Below are 15,848 nucleotides of genomic sequence, written 5' to 3'. Positions count from 1 at the left end.
CCAAAGGCCGCGCCAATTTTGACCGCAAAGGCCCGCCTGCAGGCAAGACTGGCGCATCCTCACGCAAGCGCAAGTAATACCGCTCCCCACCCACCAAGGGTGGGGATACAAAAAAGGCTGCTCCCGGTTAGGGAAGCAGCCTTTTTTTATGCTCCGGACCTAAGCCCGCAGCCCTACCCAATTTTAGAGAGAAGGCAGCGACGGCAGGGTCGTTGCTTTTTTCACGCGGTCCTGCGCATTTTTTTCTGCGTTATGGATGCTGTCGCTCGTGTTGGTCAGCTTTTTGCCCTGAGCCAGAATCTTCTGGCGTTCAGCCGTGCTCGCGTTGTTCCAGCGTTCCTTTACGGTTTTTTCCGCATTGTTCAGCTTTTCTGTCGCGTTTGCGCCCGTGCTGGTCAGTGCGCCACCTTTGGCGAGCAGTTTTTCACGCTCGGCTTCGGTCGCATTGTTCCAGCGCTGCTTGGCCTGATCGCGTACGCCATTCACCAGCTGGTTGCCTGAGTTCTTGGCGGAATCCTTGGCAGAACTCACCTGATTGGAAACATCCTGCTGGATGCACCCGCTCAGCGACAGGCACGGATCGGCATGCGCTACAGATGCTGCACCCGTAAAGGCGACCAGAGGCAGGCCCAGAAGCGCAATTTTCCGAATAGAGAACATCAATATTCCTTTCCTGTGTTCCACGCCCTCACAGCGCGAACATTCGGTTATGTGTAAGACATGCGATTGAGGCAAAAAATAGTCCACCCCACCCTTGCAGGAACACGTTTGCACACGCAGCATGGCTACAGACCGGAAGCCCACAAAGGAAGACCCAATCTTGACCACACACCCAAGACCGCACCACCGCACCCCCATACGCGCTGGCCTGTGGACAGGTCTGCCCCTTTGCATGGCTTTGTGCCTGTCCACCTCCGCCCTTGCCGCGCCCCCAACCACACCCGCCAAAGCCGAGGCCACACAGGCCAGCCAGACGCCCGATGGCGCAGACACGTTCCACGATGCCGCCGCCCTGCTGCCCAAGGATTCCATCACCCACCACAACGGCACCTTTGGTGGGCAAAAAATGACCTACACCGCAACCGCAGGCACGCTGACCCTGCGTGATGATGCGGGCAAGCCCACGGCGCGCATGTTCTACACCGCCTATACGCGGGACGGGGCAGACCCTGCGCACAGGCCGGTCGTCTATTTTTTTAACGGGGGACCGGGGGCGGCAACCGCTTACCTGCACCTTGGTGCGGCAGGGCCGGTCATGCTCGACTTCCCCACCGGCAACCCTGCCGACGGGGCCAATGCCCAGATCAAACCCAACCCCGAAAGCTGGCTGGGTGCTGCTGATCTGGTCTTTTTGGATGCACCGGGCACAGGCTGGTCAGTCCCCACCGACCCCAAACAGGCAGACAAGCAGTTTTATGGCGTACGTCAGGATGCCAAAACCTTTGCCAAGGCCATTCAGCTCTGGGCCAGCACCAACAAACGCCTGACCTCCCCCCGCTACCTTGCGGGGGAAAGCTATGGCGGCCTGCGCGCCATAGAGGTGGCCAACGCACTGGCCGAGGACCAGAACTTTCTGCTCAACGGCCTTGTCATGATCTCTCCGGCACTGGATATGACCCTGCTGGATACGGAAAATGACATTCTGGCCGAAGCCTTTGTCCTGCCCTCGCTCGAAGCCGCCAATCTGGCACTCCAGCACAAGCTGACCCCCGAGAACCTGAGCCAGCATCTGGACAAGGCCTACCAGTACGCCGTGGGGCCGTACCTGAGCACGCTGGCAGGCACACCCCCTACGGGCGATGCCGCCGATGATTTTTACGAGGCCGTAGCCAACCACACCGGCATTGAGCAGGACATTATTGCCAAACAGCGCGGCATGCCCCGGCCCGAAGCACACGACATTCGCAGCCGCGATGGGCGGCTGTACTCGCTGTATGATGCCACACTCTCCATTGCCGACCCCTTCCCTGAAGGGGTGGACAATGCCCAAAGCCCCGAACCCACGCTGGACGGGTTTGGCCACGCCTATGGCACCGCCTTTGAGCAGTATGCCGCAACCGAACTGCGCTACCAGACAGAGCTAAGCTACAACCTGCTTAACTACGCCATCAGTCAGGCATGGGACTACCGCGATACCAACGCCCCCATTGTGCGGCCCATCCCCACCCTGCGCCGCCTGCTGGCCATTAACCCCACCTTGCGGGTGTTCATTGCCAACGGGGCGTATGACCTTGTTTGCCCCTATGCCTCATCCCGCTGGGTGGCGGAGCATATTCCCGTAGGGCATGGGCGGATTGGGCTGCATGTGTACCCCGGTGGGCACATGCTCTACACCCGCCCGGACAGCCGCGCAGCCCTTGCGCGTGATGTCCGCACCTTTCTCGCCCCCTGAGCGCCACATGCGCCGCTCAGGCGGCGCGCCCCAAACGCAAAACGGGCGGGGGGACCAAAATCCCCCCGCCCGCCTGCCGAACGAAAAACCGAAGTCCGTACCGGATCAGCGCTTGCTGAACTGGAAGGAACGACGGGCTTTGGCGCGACCGTACTTTTTACGTTCAACCTGACGCGAATCGCGGGTCAGGAAGCCAGCAGCCTTGAGGATGCTGCGCAGTTCGGGTTCGTAGTGGGTCAGCGCACGGCTGATGCCGTGACGGACCGCACCAGCCTGACCGGACAGACCACCACCGGTTACGGTGCAGACCACGTCAAACTGGTTGTAACGGTCGGATACGAGGAAGGGCTGGCTGAGCAGCATACGCAGCACGGGGCGTGCGAAATACTGAACAACCGGACGGCCGTTAACGGTGACTTCACCTTTACCCGGCTTGATCCATACGCGGGCCACGGCGTCCTTACGACGGCCAGTGGCATAGGAGCGGCCCTGTGCGTCACGCTTTGCTTCGTAAACCGGAGCGGAATCGGCCAGAACCGGTGCAACGGTCTTCAGATCGGCCAGCGTGCCTGTGCGTTCCTGAGTTTCAGACATTGTCTCAGCCCTTCTGAGCGTTAACGACGTTCTTGCGGTTCATGCCCGCAACGTCAAGCACCTGGGGGGTCTGACCACCGTGGGGGTGTTCAGCGCCAGCATACACATGCAGGTTGCGCATCTGCTCACGCTGGAGCGGACCACGCGTAATCATGCGTTCAACGGCTTTTTCAACCAGGTGGCCGGGGTGCTTGCCGGTCAGGCGCTGCGTGACCGTACGGGTCTTGATGCCGCCAGCATAGCCGGTGTGGTAGTGGAAAAGCTTCTGGCTCGCCTTGTTGCCGGTCAGCGCCACTTTTTCGGCGTTGATGACAACAACGTGGTCGCCGCAATCTACATGCGGGGTGAACTGAGGCTTGTGCTTGCCGCGCAGGCGCGTGGCGATGATGACGGCGAGACGACCAAGAGCGAGACCTTCGGCATCGATCAGGATCCAGTTCTTCGTCACCTCCGCGGGCTTCAGCGAGAGGGTGGTCTTCATGACACTGATTCCATATGAGAACAGTTACGTATTGATGGCGCCTTATGATGTGCGCGCATCCAACCGTCAAGTGCTTTTGCACTTAATGACCGTATTTTCAGGCAGTTTTCTCTAGGTAACATGTTACCGTGACACCGCTTGCCCGCCTCCCCCGCATGCACTAAAGCAGAAGGCTGTGGTGCAAACAGCAGGATTTCCAACGCGTGAAGAAGAACGTTCTTGTCACGGTCTCGGGCATTGCCATTCTTGGCGGGATCGCATGGTTTGGTGCCCACCACGCGGAGCGTGTCATGGTGGATAAAGGGATCGAGCGCTTCAAGCAGGCGCTCGGACCGGATGTCTCCTTTACCTATACGCGGGCAAAACCCGGCCTGCTGGGCCGCAGCGTGCGCTTTTACGGGCTGGTCTTCCGCCAGGGGCCGGAAACGATGACCGCGGACGAGGCGGAACTGAGCAAGCCTGACACGCAGGATTCCGACGTAACGCGGATCCACCACCTGAGCTTCCGCAACTTCCAGCTTGCCGACCCTGCGGGCAGCCTGCACCTTGCCACGGTCGAAATGGACGATCTGGCGCTGCCCACCCGCACGGAGGACCCCGCCGCCCCCACCATGCAGAGCCTGAGCATTGGCCACGTGCAGGCCACCGGGCTGCACGGGTTTGCCAGCGCCCTGCAATCGGACATTGCGGCCGATACCGCCGTCATGGACAATTTTGGCGCCAACGAGGCCTCGCACCTTCAGGCCCGCAACGTGAGCCTCTCCACCGATGTAGCGCCCCCCCGGCATGCCCATGCCGACTCCATTGTGGTGGATGGCGTGGCACTGGCCGACCTTTATACAAGCCTGACCACGGGTGCGCCCTACACCGCCCACCCCAGCAGCACGCGTGACATTACCATCGACCGGCTGAGCATGGACGGCACCACACCGCTCATGCGGGCCAAGCGTGTGCTCTCCCACGCCACCCACACCGATGCCACGGAGCAGGAAGTCTCCAGCATACAGGAGCTGGAACTACGGCCAGACGTGCCCAACATGGGCTGGCTGCCCTCGCTCGGGTATGACCATTTTGTGGGCAATGTGGTGCTCAATGACACCTACACCCCCAAAACCGGCACATTGCACGTGGAGACCTTTAGCATCGACTCCGCCAACATGGGGCGGCTGCACATCAACGGGGAGTTCACGCAGGCGGCCTCTGCTCCATGCTGAACGGCAATAACGCGGATATGCAGGTCATCTCCATGACCATGAACTATATTGACCACGGTCTTGTACCCAGAGCGCTGGGGGCTATAGCCGCCGCCCGTGGCCTGCCGCCACAGGCTTTTGTGGCCTTTGTCCAGTCCCAGTCCGCTACGGCGCAGAACCCCGCCTATGCCGGATTCTTCCGCTGGCTGGGCAATCCGGGCAAACAGACGCTGAGCATCGGCATAAAGCCCGACCAGCCCATGCCGCTCATGCAGGTGGTGGCCACACTGGGCAACCTTGCCTCCATGCCGGAACTGGCAAAACAAATCGGGCTTTCAGTGCAGGCGCACTGAGTTTTTGCACCAGACACTCTGGCAGCAGGCAGGCACCATGCGTTCTTCCTCCACCAACGCACACCCTGTGCATGTTATTGGGGCTACGGGCCGGTCAGGGCAGGCTGTGTGCCGCGCACTGGCCATGCTGGGCACACCGGTCGTGCCCATTGCCCGCAACCCTGCCAAAGCCAAGGGCCTGAAAAACCTGCGTGTGGCGGACCTGAACGGCCCGGCAGCCCCCCTGCGCGCGGCACTGGCCGACGCCACGCGGATTGTCTGCACAGCCCATGCCCGCACCATTCCTGCCCTGCTGGCCGCAGCCCCCCCTACGGCGCGGCTTGTCTGCCTTGGCAGCACCCGCAAGTTTACCCGCTGGCCAGATGCCCACGGCAATGGTGTGCTGCTCGGGGAGCGGGCTCTGCTGGCCTCGGGGCGTTCTGGCGTTATTCTGCACCCCACCATGATTTATGGCGCACAGGGCGAAAACAACGTGCAGCGGCTGGCCGTCCTGCTGCGTTACCTCCCCTTTACACCCCTCCCCGGCGGTGGGCGCGCACTGGTCCAGCCGGTCTGGCAGGGCGACGTAACAGCCAGTATTCTGGCAGCACTCAACCGTGCGTGGGACGGGCCGCACAGCATGGTTATTGCCGGAGCCGATGCCGTACCCTACCGGCAGTTTGTTGCCATGGTGGCGCAGGCGGCGGGGCTTGCACCACGCCCGGCCCTGCCCGTACCCGCAGCGCTGCTGATGCTGGCAGCCCGCGTGGCAGCACACATACCGGGCCTGCCCCGCATTGGCCCGGACGAAATACGCCGTCTGCTGGAAAACAAGAATTTTGATATTACCCCCATGCGCACAATGCTGGGGGTTGCGCCCATTGGGCTGGCAGAAGGGCTGCACCACACGTTTTTTGCCGCAGGCCACCCCACATACAGCGCGTAAACTACGGCTGTGCGCCCCGCGACCTGACGACCCTCCACCAGATCACCTCACCCGCGCTCCCGCAACCAATCACCGGGCTCATCACCGAGGCGCTCACACAACCGGGCAGAGATGGCGCAGCCCCACACCCGGGCCAATAAAAAACGGGCACCCCGGCGTTGTTACGCCAGAATGCCCGCCTATTCTTGCCCGTGCCCCCAAAAAGGCGCACGGACCAGCCTGACAGCAAACGCTTATTCGGGCTGTTCGATATTGGTGCGTGCAGCCCCACCGCGCGGACGCACGGATGGCAGCATTTCCCCCGTAACCGCGTAATATACGCGCTCGGCAATGTTGGTTGCGTGGTCCCCGATCCGCTCAAGGTTCTTGGCCACGAACAGCAGATGGATGCACGGCCCGATCTTGCGGGGGTCTTCCATCATGTATGTAACCAGTTCGCGGAACATGGTGGTGTAGAGTTCGTCCACCGCGGTGTCGGCCTTCCACACTTCCTGCGCGCGCTCGGCGTCGTTCTCGACCATGGATTCCACGGCCATGTGCAGGTTTTCCTGCACCAGACGGGCCATGGCCCGCAGTGCGCTGAAGGAGATGGCCCCATCGAGCACCTCTACCTTGCCTGCACGCCGTGCGATGGAGGAGGCGTAATCCCCGATCCGCTCAAGGTCGCCGCTCATCTTGAGCACGGCCACAATCACGCGTAGGTCCACAGCCATGGGTGCGCGCAGGGCCAGAATGCGGATGGCCAGCATTTCGGCCTCGCGCTCAAGCGCATCCACTTCCGGGTCCAGCTCTGGGGGTTCCAGAGCGGCTTCTTCATTCTGGTTCACCACGGCGGTAATGGCCTGAGCGGTCTGCCGCTCCACCAGACCACCCATGCGCGCCACAATGCCACGCAGCCGATCAAGCTCCTGATCGTAGCGGGTAATGGTATGTGCGGGTTCGTTGCCCATAACGCTTTCCTCCGTGCCTTACCCTGATGGCCTCAGCCAAACCGGCCTGTGATGTAATCCTGCGTCTGCTGCTCACGCGGGGTGGTAAACATGCGTGCGGTGCTGTCCACCTCGATCAGCCGCCCCATGTAGAAAAACGCCACCTGATCCGCACAACGCGCAGCCTGCTGCATATTGTGCGTGACAATGGCGATGGTGAACTCGGTTTTAAGCTCGTCCAGCAGTTCCTCGATCCGGGCGGTGGAGACCGGGTCGAGCGCACTTGTCGGCTCGTCGAGCAAAATCACTTCCGGGCGCACGGCAATGGTACGGGCAATGCACAGGCGCTGCTGCTGACCACCCGACAGGGCGGTAGCCGAAGCACTCAGCCGGTCCTGTACCTCTGGCCACAGGGCCACGCGGCGCAGGGCATCCTCCACCCGTCCGTCCATTTCGGAGCGGGAGACACGCTCATGCAAACGGATGCCAAAGGCGATGTTGTCGTAAATGGACATGGGGAAAGGCGTTGGCTTTTGGAACACCATGCCAATGCGCGAACGCAGGACGTTCAGGTCCACCCCGGAGTTGAGGATGTTCTGTTTGTCAAAAATCACCTCGCCCGTGGCGCGCTGGCCGGGGTACAGGTCATACATCCGGTTGAGCACGCGCAGCAGCGTGGATTTGCCACAGCCTGACGGGCCGATCATGCCCGTAACACTGCGCTCGGGGAAATCGAGCGAGATGTCATGCAGCGCATGGGACGTGCCGTAATAGAAGTTCAGCCCCTTGACCTGCATGGCTACGGGGTGTGGAGCCTCCTTTGCGGGGGCTGCTGTATCCGGTTGGGTCATGCCTGCCGTCTTTACGGGAACCTCTATGCTCATGACCGTCCTCCGCGGGTTCCGACCCGCACTACAATATTAATGATAAGCACACCCAGTGTGACCAGCAGCGCGCCGGTCCATGCCTGCTGCATCCAGTCCTGATAAGCAGATCCTGCGTACTGGTAGATGGCTACGGGCAGGCTGGCCATGGGGCGGCCAAGGTCCAGTGACCATTCGGAGTTGCCGAGCGAGGTAAACAGCAGCGGTGCGGTCTCACCCGCAACGCGGGCCACGGCCAGCAGCACACCGGTCATAATACCGGCCCGCACTGCACGTACGCAGATAAACAGGATAACCCGCCATTTGGGCGCACCCAGTGCAATACCTGCCTCGCGCATGGCAACCGGCACCAGACGCAGCATGTCCTCGGTCGTGCGGACCACAATGGGCATGGCCAGAATGGCCAGCGCCACAGCACCAGACAGACCGGAAAAATGCCCGAACGGGACAACCAGCATCATGTAAATGAACAGGCCGATCAGGATGGACGGGGCCGAGAGCAGCATGTCCGACACAAAACGCACAATGCGTGCCATGCGGCTGGTTGTGCCGTATTCAGCCAGATAGATGCCGGTCATCAGCCCGGCTGGCGCACCAATGAGAATGGCAAGCCCGGTCTGGATCAGGCTGCCCACAATGGCGTTGGCCAGACCACCGGGTTGCCCCGGTGCTGCCATGGACATGGTGAACAGGTGCACGCTCATGCCTGCCAGACCGTTTTTGAACAGGGTCCACAGGATGGAGCCGAGCATGAACACCACGATCAGCATACCCAGCCAGCTCAGGCCGGTTGCCAGTTTGTCGCAGATATGCCGCCGCCACAGGAGCGATGCGGAGCGATCCGCGCGCATGAGGGTATTGTTCGCCTTCATCCTTAACGTCCTGCTGCCTGTTCGCCACGGGCCAGCAGCCAGCGGGAGAACCAGAGTGTTACAAAGGATATGGCCATAAGAATGGCCCCCAGAGCCATAAGGGCCGCCAGTTTGAGGCTCCCTGCCGGGCTTTCGGGGAATTCAAGGGCGATCAGCGAGGCAATGGTGTTGGCCGGTGCAAACAAGGACCAGCCAATGTGGTTGCTATCCCCGATCACAAAGGTCACGGCCATGGTCTCACCCATGGCGCGGCCCATGCCCAGCACAATGCCACCCACAACCCCCTGACGCGACCATGGGAGCACCACATGGCGCATGACCTCCCACCGGGTAGCGCCAAGGCCGTACCCGCTCTCACGCAGCACCGTGGGCATGGACAGGAACACGTCGCGCATGACGGCGGTAATGGAGGGGGTAATCATGACCGCCAGAATAAGGGCGGCCGTAAACAGCCCCGTACCAAAGGGTGCCCCCGCCACAAGGGCGGACAGGCCGGGCACATGGCCCAGTAGCTGGCGGGCAGCGGGCTGCACATAATGCGCCACCACAGGCACCACCACAAAAAAGCCCCACATGCCAAAAATAATGGACGGCACGGCCGCCAGAAGCTGCACGGCCATGCCAATGACTGCCGCAGCCGAAGGTGGCGCAAGGGCAGTCAGCCAGAAGGCGGTGCCAAAAGCCAGCGGCACGGCAACAAGCAGCGCAAGCGCACTGCTGATAACGGTGCCAAAAACCGGGGCTGCCGCCCCAAAATGTTGCGTGACCGGATTCCATACTGCGGAAACCAGAAAGCCCGGACCAAAGGTTGAAAACGCCTTCCAGCCACCACTCACCATAACGGCGATAATGGCACCCAGCACAACCAGCACGCCAACACCTGTTGCCGTAACCAGAAGCCTGAAGGCGGGGTCGCCCTTTTGCCCTCCCTGATGGGAAGGGGCCTTTTTCATCGCGGGCAGGGACTGCCGTGCGGGAATTTCCATCTGCTCTCCGTTCCGAACTATCAGCCGGATGGGGCGAGAAATACTGAACGCCGTCCGCTCCTGCAACACGAAGACCCCATGAAAGTCCCCTTAAACAGAGTTTTGTCACAAAACTGTAGTGTTATCAGGGACATTGACCAATAACGGATCGACGCTGCGCATGTTTGCCCCCCGGCAAGCGGGTACCTGCCTGCGCATTTCTGCATAATCCAGCCCTGACAGCCAGCACAATGTGGCGTAATGTGCCCACGCTCCATGGCGGTTGAACCACCGCACATGCCCCATGATATACTGCTTGACCCAAGCATTACAGCAGAGAGACCCCATAATGGCCGGCTACCGATCACGCACCACCACCCACGGGCGCAACATGGCAGGCGCCCGCAGCCTGTGGCGTGCAACCGGTGTAAAAGACTCCGACTTTGGCAAGCCCATTATTGCCGTCGCCAACTCCTTTACCCAGTTCGTACCCGGCCATGTACACCTCAAGGACATGGGCCAGCTTGTGTGCGAGGCCATAGCCGAGGCCGGTGGCATTGGCCGCGAGTTCAACACCATTGCCGTGGATGACGGCATTGCCATGGGCCACGGCGGCATGCTGTACAGCCTGCCCTCGCGCGAGCTGATTGCCGATGCGGTGGAATACATGGTCAACGCCCACTGCGCGGACGCCATTGTGTGCATCAGCAACTGCGACAAGATCACGCCGGGCATGCTCATGGCCTCCATGCGGCTGAACATTCCGGTCATTTTTGTCTCCGGTGGCCCGATGGAAGCAGGCCGCGTAACGCTGAATGACATTGAACAGCGCGCAGACCTTGTGACCTCCATGGTCGCAGCAGCAAGCCCGGGCGTGAGCGAGTCCGACTCCCTTGCCATCGAGCGCTCGGCCTGCCCCACCTGTGGCTCCTGTTCGGGCATGTTCACCGCCAATTCCATGAACTGCCTGACCGAGGCCCTTGGCCTGTCCCTGCCCGGCAACGGCAGCCTTGTGGCCACCCACGCCGCCCGCCGCAACCTGTTTGTAGAGGCAGGCCACCGCATTGTGGACCTTGCCCGCCGCTACTACGAGCAGGACGATACCTCCGTCCTGCCCCGCAGCATTGCCAGCATGGCCGCGTTTGAGAACGCCATGTCGGTGGATATTGCCATGGGTGGCTCCACCAACACGGTGCTGCACCTGCTGGCCGCAGCCCACGAGGGGGCCGTACCCTTTACCATGCAGGACATTGACCGCCTGTCCCGCAAGGTGCCGCATCTGTGCAAGGTCTCGCCCTCCCGCGCGGATGTGCACATGGAGGACGTACACCGCGCAGGCGGTATTCCCGCGATTATGGGCGAGCTGGACCGGCTGGGTCTGCTGCACCGTGATGTGGGCATGGTCCACGCCGCCAGCCTGCCCGAAGCACTGGATAAATGGGACATCCGCGCCCCCGGAGCCGAGAACCGCACAGCGGCGCGTGAATTCTTTAGCGCAGCCCCCGGCGGCGTGCGCACAACGGTCGCGTTCTCGCAGTCCAGCACCTATAAAACGCCGGACACGGACCAGAGCAACGGCGCCATCCGCGATGGTGCCCATGCCTATAATCAGGACGGCGGGCTGTGCGTGCTCTACGGCAATCTGGCCGAGGATGGTGCGATTGTTAAAACCGCAGGCGTTGCCGCAGGGCTTGAGACATTCTCCGGTCCGGCCCGGATTTTTGAAAGTCAGGATGACGCGGTTTCCGCCATTCTGGGCAACAGAATCAACCCCGGCGATGTGGTGCTGATCCGCTACGAAGGCCCCAAGGGTGGCCCCGGCATGCAGGAAATGCTGTACCCCACCAGCTACCTTAAATCCAAGGGACTGGCGGAAAAATGCGCGCTCATTACCGATGGCCGTTTTTCTGGCGGCAGCTCGGGCCTGTCCATTGGTCACATCTCGCCAGAAGCGGGTGAAGGTGGGGTTATCGGGCTGGTGGAAGAAGGGGACACGATCGAGATCGACATCCCCAACCGCCGCCTGTCCGTGGCTGTGGCAGACAGCGTGCTCTCCGACCGCCGTGCGCGCATGGATGATCTGGGCGATCAGGCATGGCAGCCCAAGCGCGAGCGCGTGGTCTCCAACGCGCTCAAGGCCTATGCGGCCCTGACCACCAGCGCAGCACGCGGCGCAGTACGTGACGTAAGCCAGCTCACCCGCCGCACCCCACGGTAAGGCAAGGCAGCGCCCACCAATAAAAAACCCCGCAGGGCATAGGCCTTGCGGGGTTTTTTATAAAAAGCGGCTTACCCGCAGGCCCAGACAGGCCCCGCCGGTTTACTGCCCGGCTGCGGGTGCCGGAGCCACCACATCCCCCGCCGGAGCAGCGAGTTGGGGTGTTGCGGGTACAGGCTGGGGCACAACCTTGTTGGTCACAATGTAGGTAATGGATTCGGCACGGGTAATATCCACCACATCCCCAACCTTAAGGGTTTTGAGGAAGTCCTGCATGGCCTTGGTCTTGAGTGCGGCCACATGCAGGGAGTCATCCCCCTCCGTGGTGAAGGAAATGGTGCTCGATGCCAGATCAATGGTCTTGATTGTAGCGCGCTCGCGGTTAAAGGCCGCAATAATGCCGCGCGGGTGACCATGCACAAAGCCACGGGCCGTGGTCAGTGTGGATTCGGGCAGCGGGCTGCCCGGGGGAGCAAGCTGGGCACCCAGCGTTTCCACGAACTGGATTTTCAGCTCGTCACCTTCATGCAGGTGGGGCACGTCCTTGACCGCCGTACCATATTCAATGGTCAGCAGGTGGCCATTGCCTTCACGCAGCAGCAGTTCACGCGCATCGCGGTCAACGCTTTCCACCACTGCAGTGGCTTCCTGGCTCTTGAGCAGAACAGAAGCCTGCGCGTGGGCAGCCGTTGGGGCGGCCAGTGTGGCCAGCCCGGCAAAACCGAGGGCACAGGCCGCAACAGACGCCGCAGCCTTGGAGGAAAAGCGGGAAACAAGAGGATGCAACACTCTCAATCCTTTCCGTCAGAAGCCTGAGGCGGACTGCGCCAGGCCAGATGTGTTACCGGCAGTGATACAACGCCCACACCATAACACAACCCACGGTCTTGCGTGGCGTATTTGCGTCTGCTCCGGCATGGGAGCCCCCTCCGCCACAAAAAAAACCCGTCTGGGGAGCCAGACGGGTTTTTGCCGTGTCTCGGGTGTTCAGGAACAGGCCCGAGGCGGGTTTAGCCGCAGCACTTCTTTTTGCGGATGAAGTATACAACCGCTGCAATCAGGCCCAGAGCCAGAATACCACGTGCACAGGGGGACTTGGGGCATTTTGCCATGTCTTGAGCATCCTCAATATGGGGTTCCACCCAACACGGGTCGGGCGTTTCGTATCTGTTGTAGCGTAATTGGTGGGCCACGTCATGCCATCTGGCACCCATAACTGCCGCCCCACCTCATGCCTGCCGCGCAAAATACTGATGGACCCACCAGAGCCTAGCGCGTGACGGGGGACGTACGCTCCGCGTCATCCTCACCCAGAAGCTGGATAAGCTGGCGCAGATCGGTCAGCAGAATACCCACCACAAAGCGGATGATCGGGTCTGTTGTGTCGTTTTCCACCGGCAGGGCCGCCATAACCTCGGCCGCTATGCGGTATTCATCCCCCGTGCGGGCCACGGCCTCGCTCTCGCACCGCTGGATAATCCACTGGAAACCACGCAGCATACCCGCGCGCACGCTGGCAGCGTGTTCCAACTCCTCCACCGTGGCACTCTGGGGCAGCACCAGAATGGCGCGGGCCACGACCAGTGCATCCATCTGCAACTGCCGTATCCGCGCTGGCAGGCGGGCCAGCATGGGGTCGCGCTCATCCAGCGGACGCCAGTGTTCACGCCGTGCTTCCTCCAGTGCAGCCTGCACCTTGCGCAAGGAGGCCGCACACTCGTCATTCATGTCCTGAATGACCGACCATTCCACATGCCCCGTGCGGGCCTTTTGCAGCATGGCCACAATCTGGCGCACCGTCAGGGCCGCGTTACGGAATGCATCCCGCCGGGCCTGTTCATGCAGCACGCGTAAGTGACCAGCGTACCCGAGCCAACCCCGATTAAAATAGCGAGTACGCGCTCGATCGGGCGCAGGTAGGGGTCGTTGTCGGTGGGGAAGAGAATGGCCACCATAAGTGTGACCACGCCCATGCGGGCCTCCGGCTTCCAGGACACCAGAATGGCCAGCGGCACAAACGCAATAGTGAACGCCATCCACACCGGCCAGTGCGCGAACATGAGCAACGTAATGGGGACAATACTGACCGTAGCCCCGATGAGCGTACCCACAAGCTGGTCACGCCCCTTGGAGATTGTGTCCGTAATACTGTTCTGGGTCACAATGACCGACGTTATCAGCGCCCAGCCGGGTTCTTGCAGGTTGGTCAGCCATGCGACAAACCCCGCAAGCCCCACGGCGCTGAGCAGGCGCACGGTCTGGCACACGGTGGCGTTGCTCAGCACCGTGCAAGCCATGGGCAATACCGCCCCACATCCAGCACAGGCGTGCGTCTGCCCGTTAGCAGTGCAATCAGGGCGCGTCCTCCGCGCTCAGGGGGAAGGGAATCCAGCGCAGGCCGTCCGCATCATGCACCAGCAAAAGGACCGAGCGCTTTTTGGCCTTGCGTGCCGCATCTATCCGCTGCCGCAGTGCTGCGGGGGTGGCCACTTCGGCCTGCTGTACCTCGGTAATCACATCCCCTTCCTTCAGCCCCCGGTCAGCCGCCGTGCCATCGGGTTTGACACTGGTGACCAGAACCCCTTTCAGGCTGGTGGGCAGGTTGTATTTGCTCCGTCCTGCCCCATCAAGCGGGCCAACGGTAAAGCCAAAGTCCGCAAAGCTGACCGATGCGGGGGATTTGGGGGGGCTTGCAGGTTTGGCCGGGGCCTCCTCCTGCACTTCGGGCAGGGCTCCTATGGTAATGGGCACCTCCATCACCTTGCCATGCCGCCACAGACCCAGCTTGGCCTGTGTGCCAACGGGGAGCTGGGCGGACAGGCGCGGCAGGGCCTTGCCCTCCACCGGCTGACCGTTAAGGCTCTGGATGACATCGCCCGTTTTAAGCCCGGCCTTGTCGGCGGGGCCGCCTTTTTCCACCCCGGCCACAAGGGCGCCGGTGGGCGTGCTCAGGCCCAGCCCGTCTGCAATCTCCTGCGTGACATTCTGGATACGCACACCCAGCCACCCGCGGGAGACCTTGCCGTTCTTGCGCAACTGTTCCACCACATTGCGCGCCTCGTTCGAGGGGATGGAAAAGCCAATCCCCACCGACCCGCCGGAGGGGGAGTAAATGGCGGTGTTCACCCCAATGACGTTGCCATCCATATCAAACAGCGGGCCGCCGGAATTGCCTTTGTTGATGGGGGCATCGGTCTGGATAAAGTCATCATACGGGCCTTGGTCGATATTGCGCCCGCGGGAAGAGATAATGCCCGCCGTCACCGTACCAGACAGGCCAAACGGGTTGCCAATGGCCAAAACCCAGTCCCCCACCCGGTGGTGTTCGCTGTCACCAAAGCTGACAAAGGGAAGCGGCTTTTTGCTGTCCACCTTGAGCAGGGCCAGATCCGTGCGGTCATCATGCCCGACAGCGTGGGCACTGAGCACCGTATTGTCCTGCAAGGTCACGGTAATGCGGTCGGCCTTACGGATCACATGGTTGTTGGTGACGATGTAGCCCGTGGGGTCAATAATAAAGCCCGACCCCAGAGCCTGCATCCGCCGGGGTGGGGCGTTGGGGTCTGTCTGGCGATTCATGAAGTCATGGAAGAACTTCTCGAACGGGGAGCCCTGAGGGAAGTTGGGCATCTGGGGGAGCTGGTCGTCCTCGTCATCCTCCTCCGAATCCGCCTCGCGCACGGTCTGGGTGGTGGACACGTTCACCACCGCAGGCAGCAGGCGGGCCGCAAGGTCCGCAAAGCTGTCGGGGGCGTGCCCTCCTGCGACCACTACCGCCGGAGCAGGTATGGGAGCAGGTTCCTGCGCCGCATGCGCAGGTGCACAGACGCCAAGCCCCGCCACCAGCAGGGAGGAGAGGGAAACAGAGCAGAGCAGGCGGAGGGACACACGCATGAACAACACAACTTCTGCCGGAACAAGACCAAAGCATAAACAACGCGCATCAGGTTATTCATGGTGCGCCCAAACGGCAAGCACCCCGCTCCCCCTAGCCCGCCTGCCCCCTGTAGGCCGTGGGGTGGCCACGGGGCCTGCCCACGGC

Annotated in this window: 17 protein-coding genes; 5 read left to right on the top strand and 12 right to left on the bottom strand. The window is 61.7% G+C overall.

Annotation, left to right across the window (positions count from 1 at the left end; all coding sequences use genetic code 11):
- Positions 1 to 183: 183 nt before the first annotated feature.
- A complete protein-coding gene (locus tag JCM25146_RS13695) occupies positions 184 to 660 on the bottom strand; it encodes a hypothetical protein (protein ID WP_025828707.1) in 477 nt (158 codons plus the stop codon).
- A gap of 232 nt (positions 661 to 892) precedes the next feature.
- Here JCM25146_RS13695 and JCM25146_RS13690 point away from each other — a divergent pair, with 232 nt between their 5' ends.
- On the top strand, positions 893 to 2,392 hold the full coding sequence (locus JCM25146_RS13690) for a S10 family peptidase (RefSeq protein WP_035372700.1): 1,500 nt from the start codon (positions 893 to 895) through the stop codon (positions 2,390 to 2,392).
- Between the two features lie 105 nt (positions 2,393 to 2,497).
- Here JCM25146_RS13690 and rpsI read toward each other — a convergent pair whose 3' ends face one another.
- Both rpsI and rplM read right to left on the bottom strand, forming a co-directional pair.
- Positions 2,498 to 2,986: a 30S ribosomal protein S9 gene (gene rpsI, locus JCM25146_RS13685; RefSeq protein ID WP_025828704.1), complete on the bottom strand. Its 489-nt coding sequence runs from the start codon at positions 2,984 to 2,986 to the stop codon at positions 2,498 to 2,500.
- Positions 2,987 to 2,990: 4 nt separating this feature from the next.
- Positions 2,991 to 3,467 carry a 50S ribosomal protein L13 gene (gene rplM, locus JCM25146_RS13680; RefSeq protein WP_025828702.1) on the bottom strand — a complete coding sequence of 159 codons (477 nt, stop codon included), beginning with the start codon at positions 3,465 to 3,467 and terminating at the stop codon, positions 2,991 to 2,993.
- 203 nt (positions 3,468 to 3,670) lie between these two features.
- On the opposite strand from rplM, the gene JCM25146_RS19575 reads away from it, so the two are divergent.
- Genes JCM25146_RS19575 through JCM25146_RS13670 form a run of 3 tightly spaced genes read left to right on the top strand, consistent with a single transcriptional unit; the run spans position 3,671 to position 5,938 of the window.
- On the top strand, positions 3,671 to 4,681 hold the full coding sequence (locus JCM25146_RS19575) for a hypothetical protein (protein ID WP_242401145.1): 1,011 nt from the start codon (positions 3,671 to 3,673) through the stop codon (positions 4,679 to 4,681).
- The gene (locus JCM25146_RS24155; protein WP_242401144.1) at positions 4,675 to 5,013 is read left to right on the top strand and encodes a hypothetical protein; all 339 of its coding nucleotides are present in this window, start codon (positions 4,675 to 4,677) and stop codon (positions 5,011 to 5,013) included. The genes JCM25146_RS19575 and JCM25146_RS24155 overlap by 7 nt, the downstream gene beginning before the upstream one ends.
- Positions 5,014 to 5,050: 37 nt before the next feature.
- The gene (locus JCM25146_RS13670) at positions 5,051 to 5,938 is read left to right on the top strand and encodes an SDR family oxidoreductase (protein ID WP_025828701.1); all 888 of its coding nucleotides are present in this window, start codon (positions 5,051 to 5,053) and stop codon (positions 5,936 to 5,938) included.
- A 233-nt stretch (positions 5,939 to 6,171) separates the two neighbouring features.
- Here JCM25146_RS13670 and phoU read toward each other — a convergent pair whose 3' ends face one another.
- Genes phoU through pstC form a run of 4 tightly spaced genes read right to left on the bottom strand, consistent with a single transcriptional unit; the run spans position 6,172 to position 9,609 of the window.
- On the bottom strand, positions 6,172 to 6,888 hold the full coding sequence (gene phoU, locus JCM25146_RS13665) for a phosphate signaling complex protein PhoU (protein ID WP_025828699.1): 717 nt from the start codon (positions 6,886 to 6,888) through the stop codon (positions 6,172 to 6,174).
- Positions 6,889 to 6,920: 32 nt separating this feature from the next.
- Positions 6,921 to 7,751, bottom strand: a complete 831-nt coding sequence (pstB, locus tag JCM25146_RS13660; protein WP_025828697.1) for a phosphate ABC transporter ATP-binding protein PstB — start codon at positions 7,749 to 7,751, stop codon at positions 6,921 to 6,923.
- Entirely contained in the window at positions 7,748 to 8,623 is an 876-nt protein-coding gene (pstA, locus tag JCM25146_RS13655; RefSeq protein WP_025828696.1) for a phosphate ABC transporter permease PstA, read from the bottom strand. Before pstA ends, pstB begins: the two co-directional genes overlap by 4 nt.
- A gap of 2 nt (positions 8,624 to 8,625) precedes the next feature.
- Complete coding sequence (gene pstC / locus JCM25146_RS13650; RefSeq protein WP_025828694.1) at positions 8,626 to 9,609, bottom strand: phosphate ABC transporter permease subunit PstC; 984 nt, start codon at positions 9,607 to 9,609, stop codon at positions 8,626 to 8,628.
- Between the two features lie 328 nt (positions 9,610 to 9,937).
- Between pstC and ilvD the strand changes: the two genes are divergently transcribed.
- Positions 9,938 to 11,806 carry a dihydroxy-acid dehydratase gene (gene ilvD, locus JCM25146_RS13645; protein ID WP_025828692.1) on the top strand — a complete coding sequence of 623 codons (1,869 nt, stop codon included), beginning with the start codon at positions 9,938 to 9,940 and terminating at the stop codon, positions 11,804 to 11,806.
- 102 nt (positions 11,807 to 11,908) lie between these two features.
- Here the strand turns inward: ilvD and JCM25146_RS13640 are convergent, their stop codons facing one another.
- From JCM25146_RS13640 to JCM25146_RS13625, 5 genes are all read right to left on the bottom strand, one after another.
- A complete protein-coding gene (locus JCM25146_RS13640; protein WP_025828690.1) occupies positions 11,909 to 12,592 on the bottom strand; it encodes a hypothetical protein in 684 nt (227 codons plus the stop codon).
- Between the two features lie 224 nt (positions 12,593 to 12,816).
- Positions 12,817 to 13,020, bottom strand: coding sequence for a hypothetical protein (locus JCM25146_RS19570; protein ID WP_035372699.1), 204 nt, complete (start codon positions 13,018 to 13,020; stop codon positions 12,817 to 12,819).
- 55 nt (positions 13,021 to 13,075) lie between these two features.
- Entirely contained in the window at positions 13,076 to 13,654 is a 579-nt protein-coding gene (locus JCM25146_RS24150) for a hypothetical protein (protein WP_242401143.1), read from the bottom strand.
- Positions 13,606 to 14,103, bottom strand: coding sequence for an FUSC family protein (locus JCM25146_RS24145; RefSeq protein WP_242401142.1), 498 nt, complete (start codon positions 14,101 to 14,103; stop codon positions 13,606 to 13,608). The genes JCM25146_RS24150 and JCM25146_RS24145 overlap by 49 nt, the downstream gene beginning before the upstream one ends.
- A 55-nt stretch (positions 14,104 to 14,158) precedes the next feature.
- On the bottom strand, positions 14,159 to 15,700 hold the full coding sequence (locus tag JCM25146_RS13625) for a DegQ family serine endoprotease (RefSeq protein ID WP_025828689.1): 1,542 nt from the start codon (positions 15,698 to 15,700) through the stop codon (positions 14,159 to 14,161).
- Positions 15,701 to 15,848: the final 148 nt, after the last annotated feature.

The organism is Acetobacter okinawensis JCM 25146 (genome assembly GCF_000613865.1).
GTDB classification, from domain to species: Bacteria; Pseudomonadota; Alphaproteobacteria; order Acetobacterales; family Acetobacteraceae; genus Acetobacter; species Acetobacter okinawensis.
This window is presented reverse-complemented; position numbering and strand designations above follow the sequence as displayed.

Bases quoted from the DNA above. Each gene is read 5' to 3' on its own strand.
- rplM (WP_025828702.1), bottom strand. From the start codon at position 3,467: ATGAAGACCACCCTCTCGCTGAAGCCCGCGGAGGTGACGAAGAACTGG.
- JCM25146_RS24155 (WP_242401144.1), top strand. From the start codon at position 4,675: ATGCTGAACGGCAATAACGCGGATATGCAGGTCATCTCCATGACCATG.
- JCM25146_RS19570 (WP_035372699.1), bottom strand. From the start codon at position 13,020: ATGGGTGCCAGATGGCATGACGTGGCCCACCAATTACGCTACAACAGA.
- JCM25146_RS13625 (WP_025828689.1), bottom strand. From the start codon at position 15,700: ATGCGTGTGTCCCTCCGCCTGCTCTGCTCTGTTTCCCTCTCCTCCCTG.
- JCM25146_RS13670 (WP_025828701.1), top strand. From the start codon at position 5,051: ATGCGTTCTTCCTCCACCAACGCACACCCTGTGCATGTTATTGGGGCT.
- JCM25146_RS13690 (WP_035372700.1), top strand. From the start codon at position 893: ATGGCTTTGTGCCTGTCCACCTCCGCCCTTGCCGCGCCCCCAACCACA.
- phoU (WP_025828699.1), bottom strand. From the start codon at position 6,888: ATGGGCAACGAACCCGCACATACCATTACCCGCTACGATCAGGAGCTT.
- pstA (WP_025828696.1), bottom strand. From the start codon at position 8,623: ATGAAGGCGAACAATACCCTCATGCGCGCGGATCGCTCCGCATCGCTC.
- ilvD (WP_025828692.1), top strand. From the start codon at position 9,938: ATGGCCGGCTACCGATCACGCACCACCACCCACGGGCGCAACATGGCA.
- rpsI (WP_025828704.1), bottom strand. From the start codon at position 2,986: ATGTCTGAAACTCAGGAACGCACAGGCACGCTGGCCGATCTGAAGACC.
- pstC (WP_025828694.1), bottom strand. From the start codon at position 9,609: ATGGAAATTCCCGCACGGCAGTCCCTGCCCGCGATGAAAAAGGCCCCT.
- JCM25146_RS13695 (WP_025828707.1), bottom strand. From the start codon at position 660: ATGTTCTCTATTCGGAAAATTGCGCTTCTGGGCCTGCCTCTGGTCGCC.
- JCM25146_RS24145 (WP_242401142.1), bottom strand. From the start codon at position 14,103: ATGGCTTGCACGGTGCTGAGCAACGCCACCGTGTGCCAGACCGTGCGC.
- pstB (WP_025828697.1), bottom strand. From the start codon at position 7,751: ATGAGCATAGAGGTTCCCGTAAAGACGGCAGGCATGACCCAACCGGAT.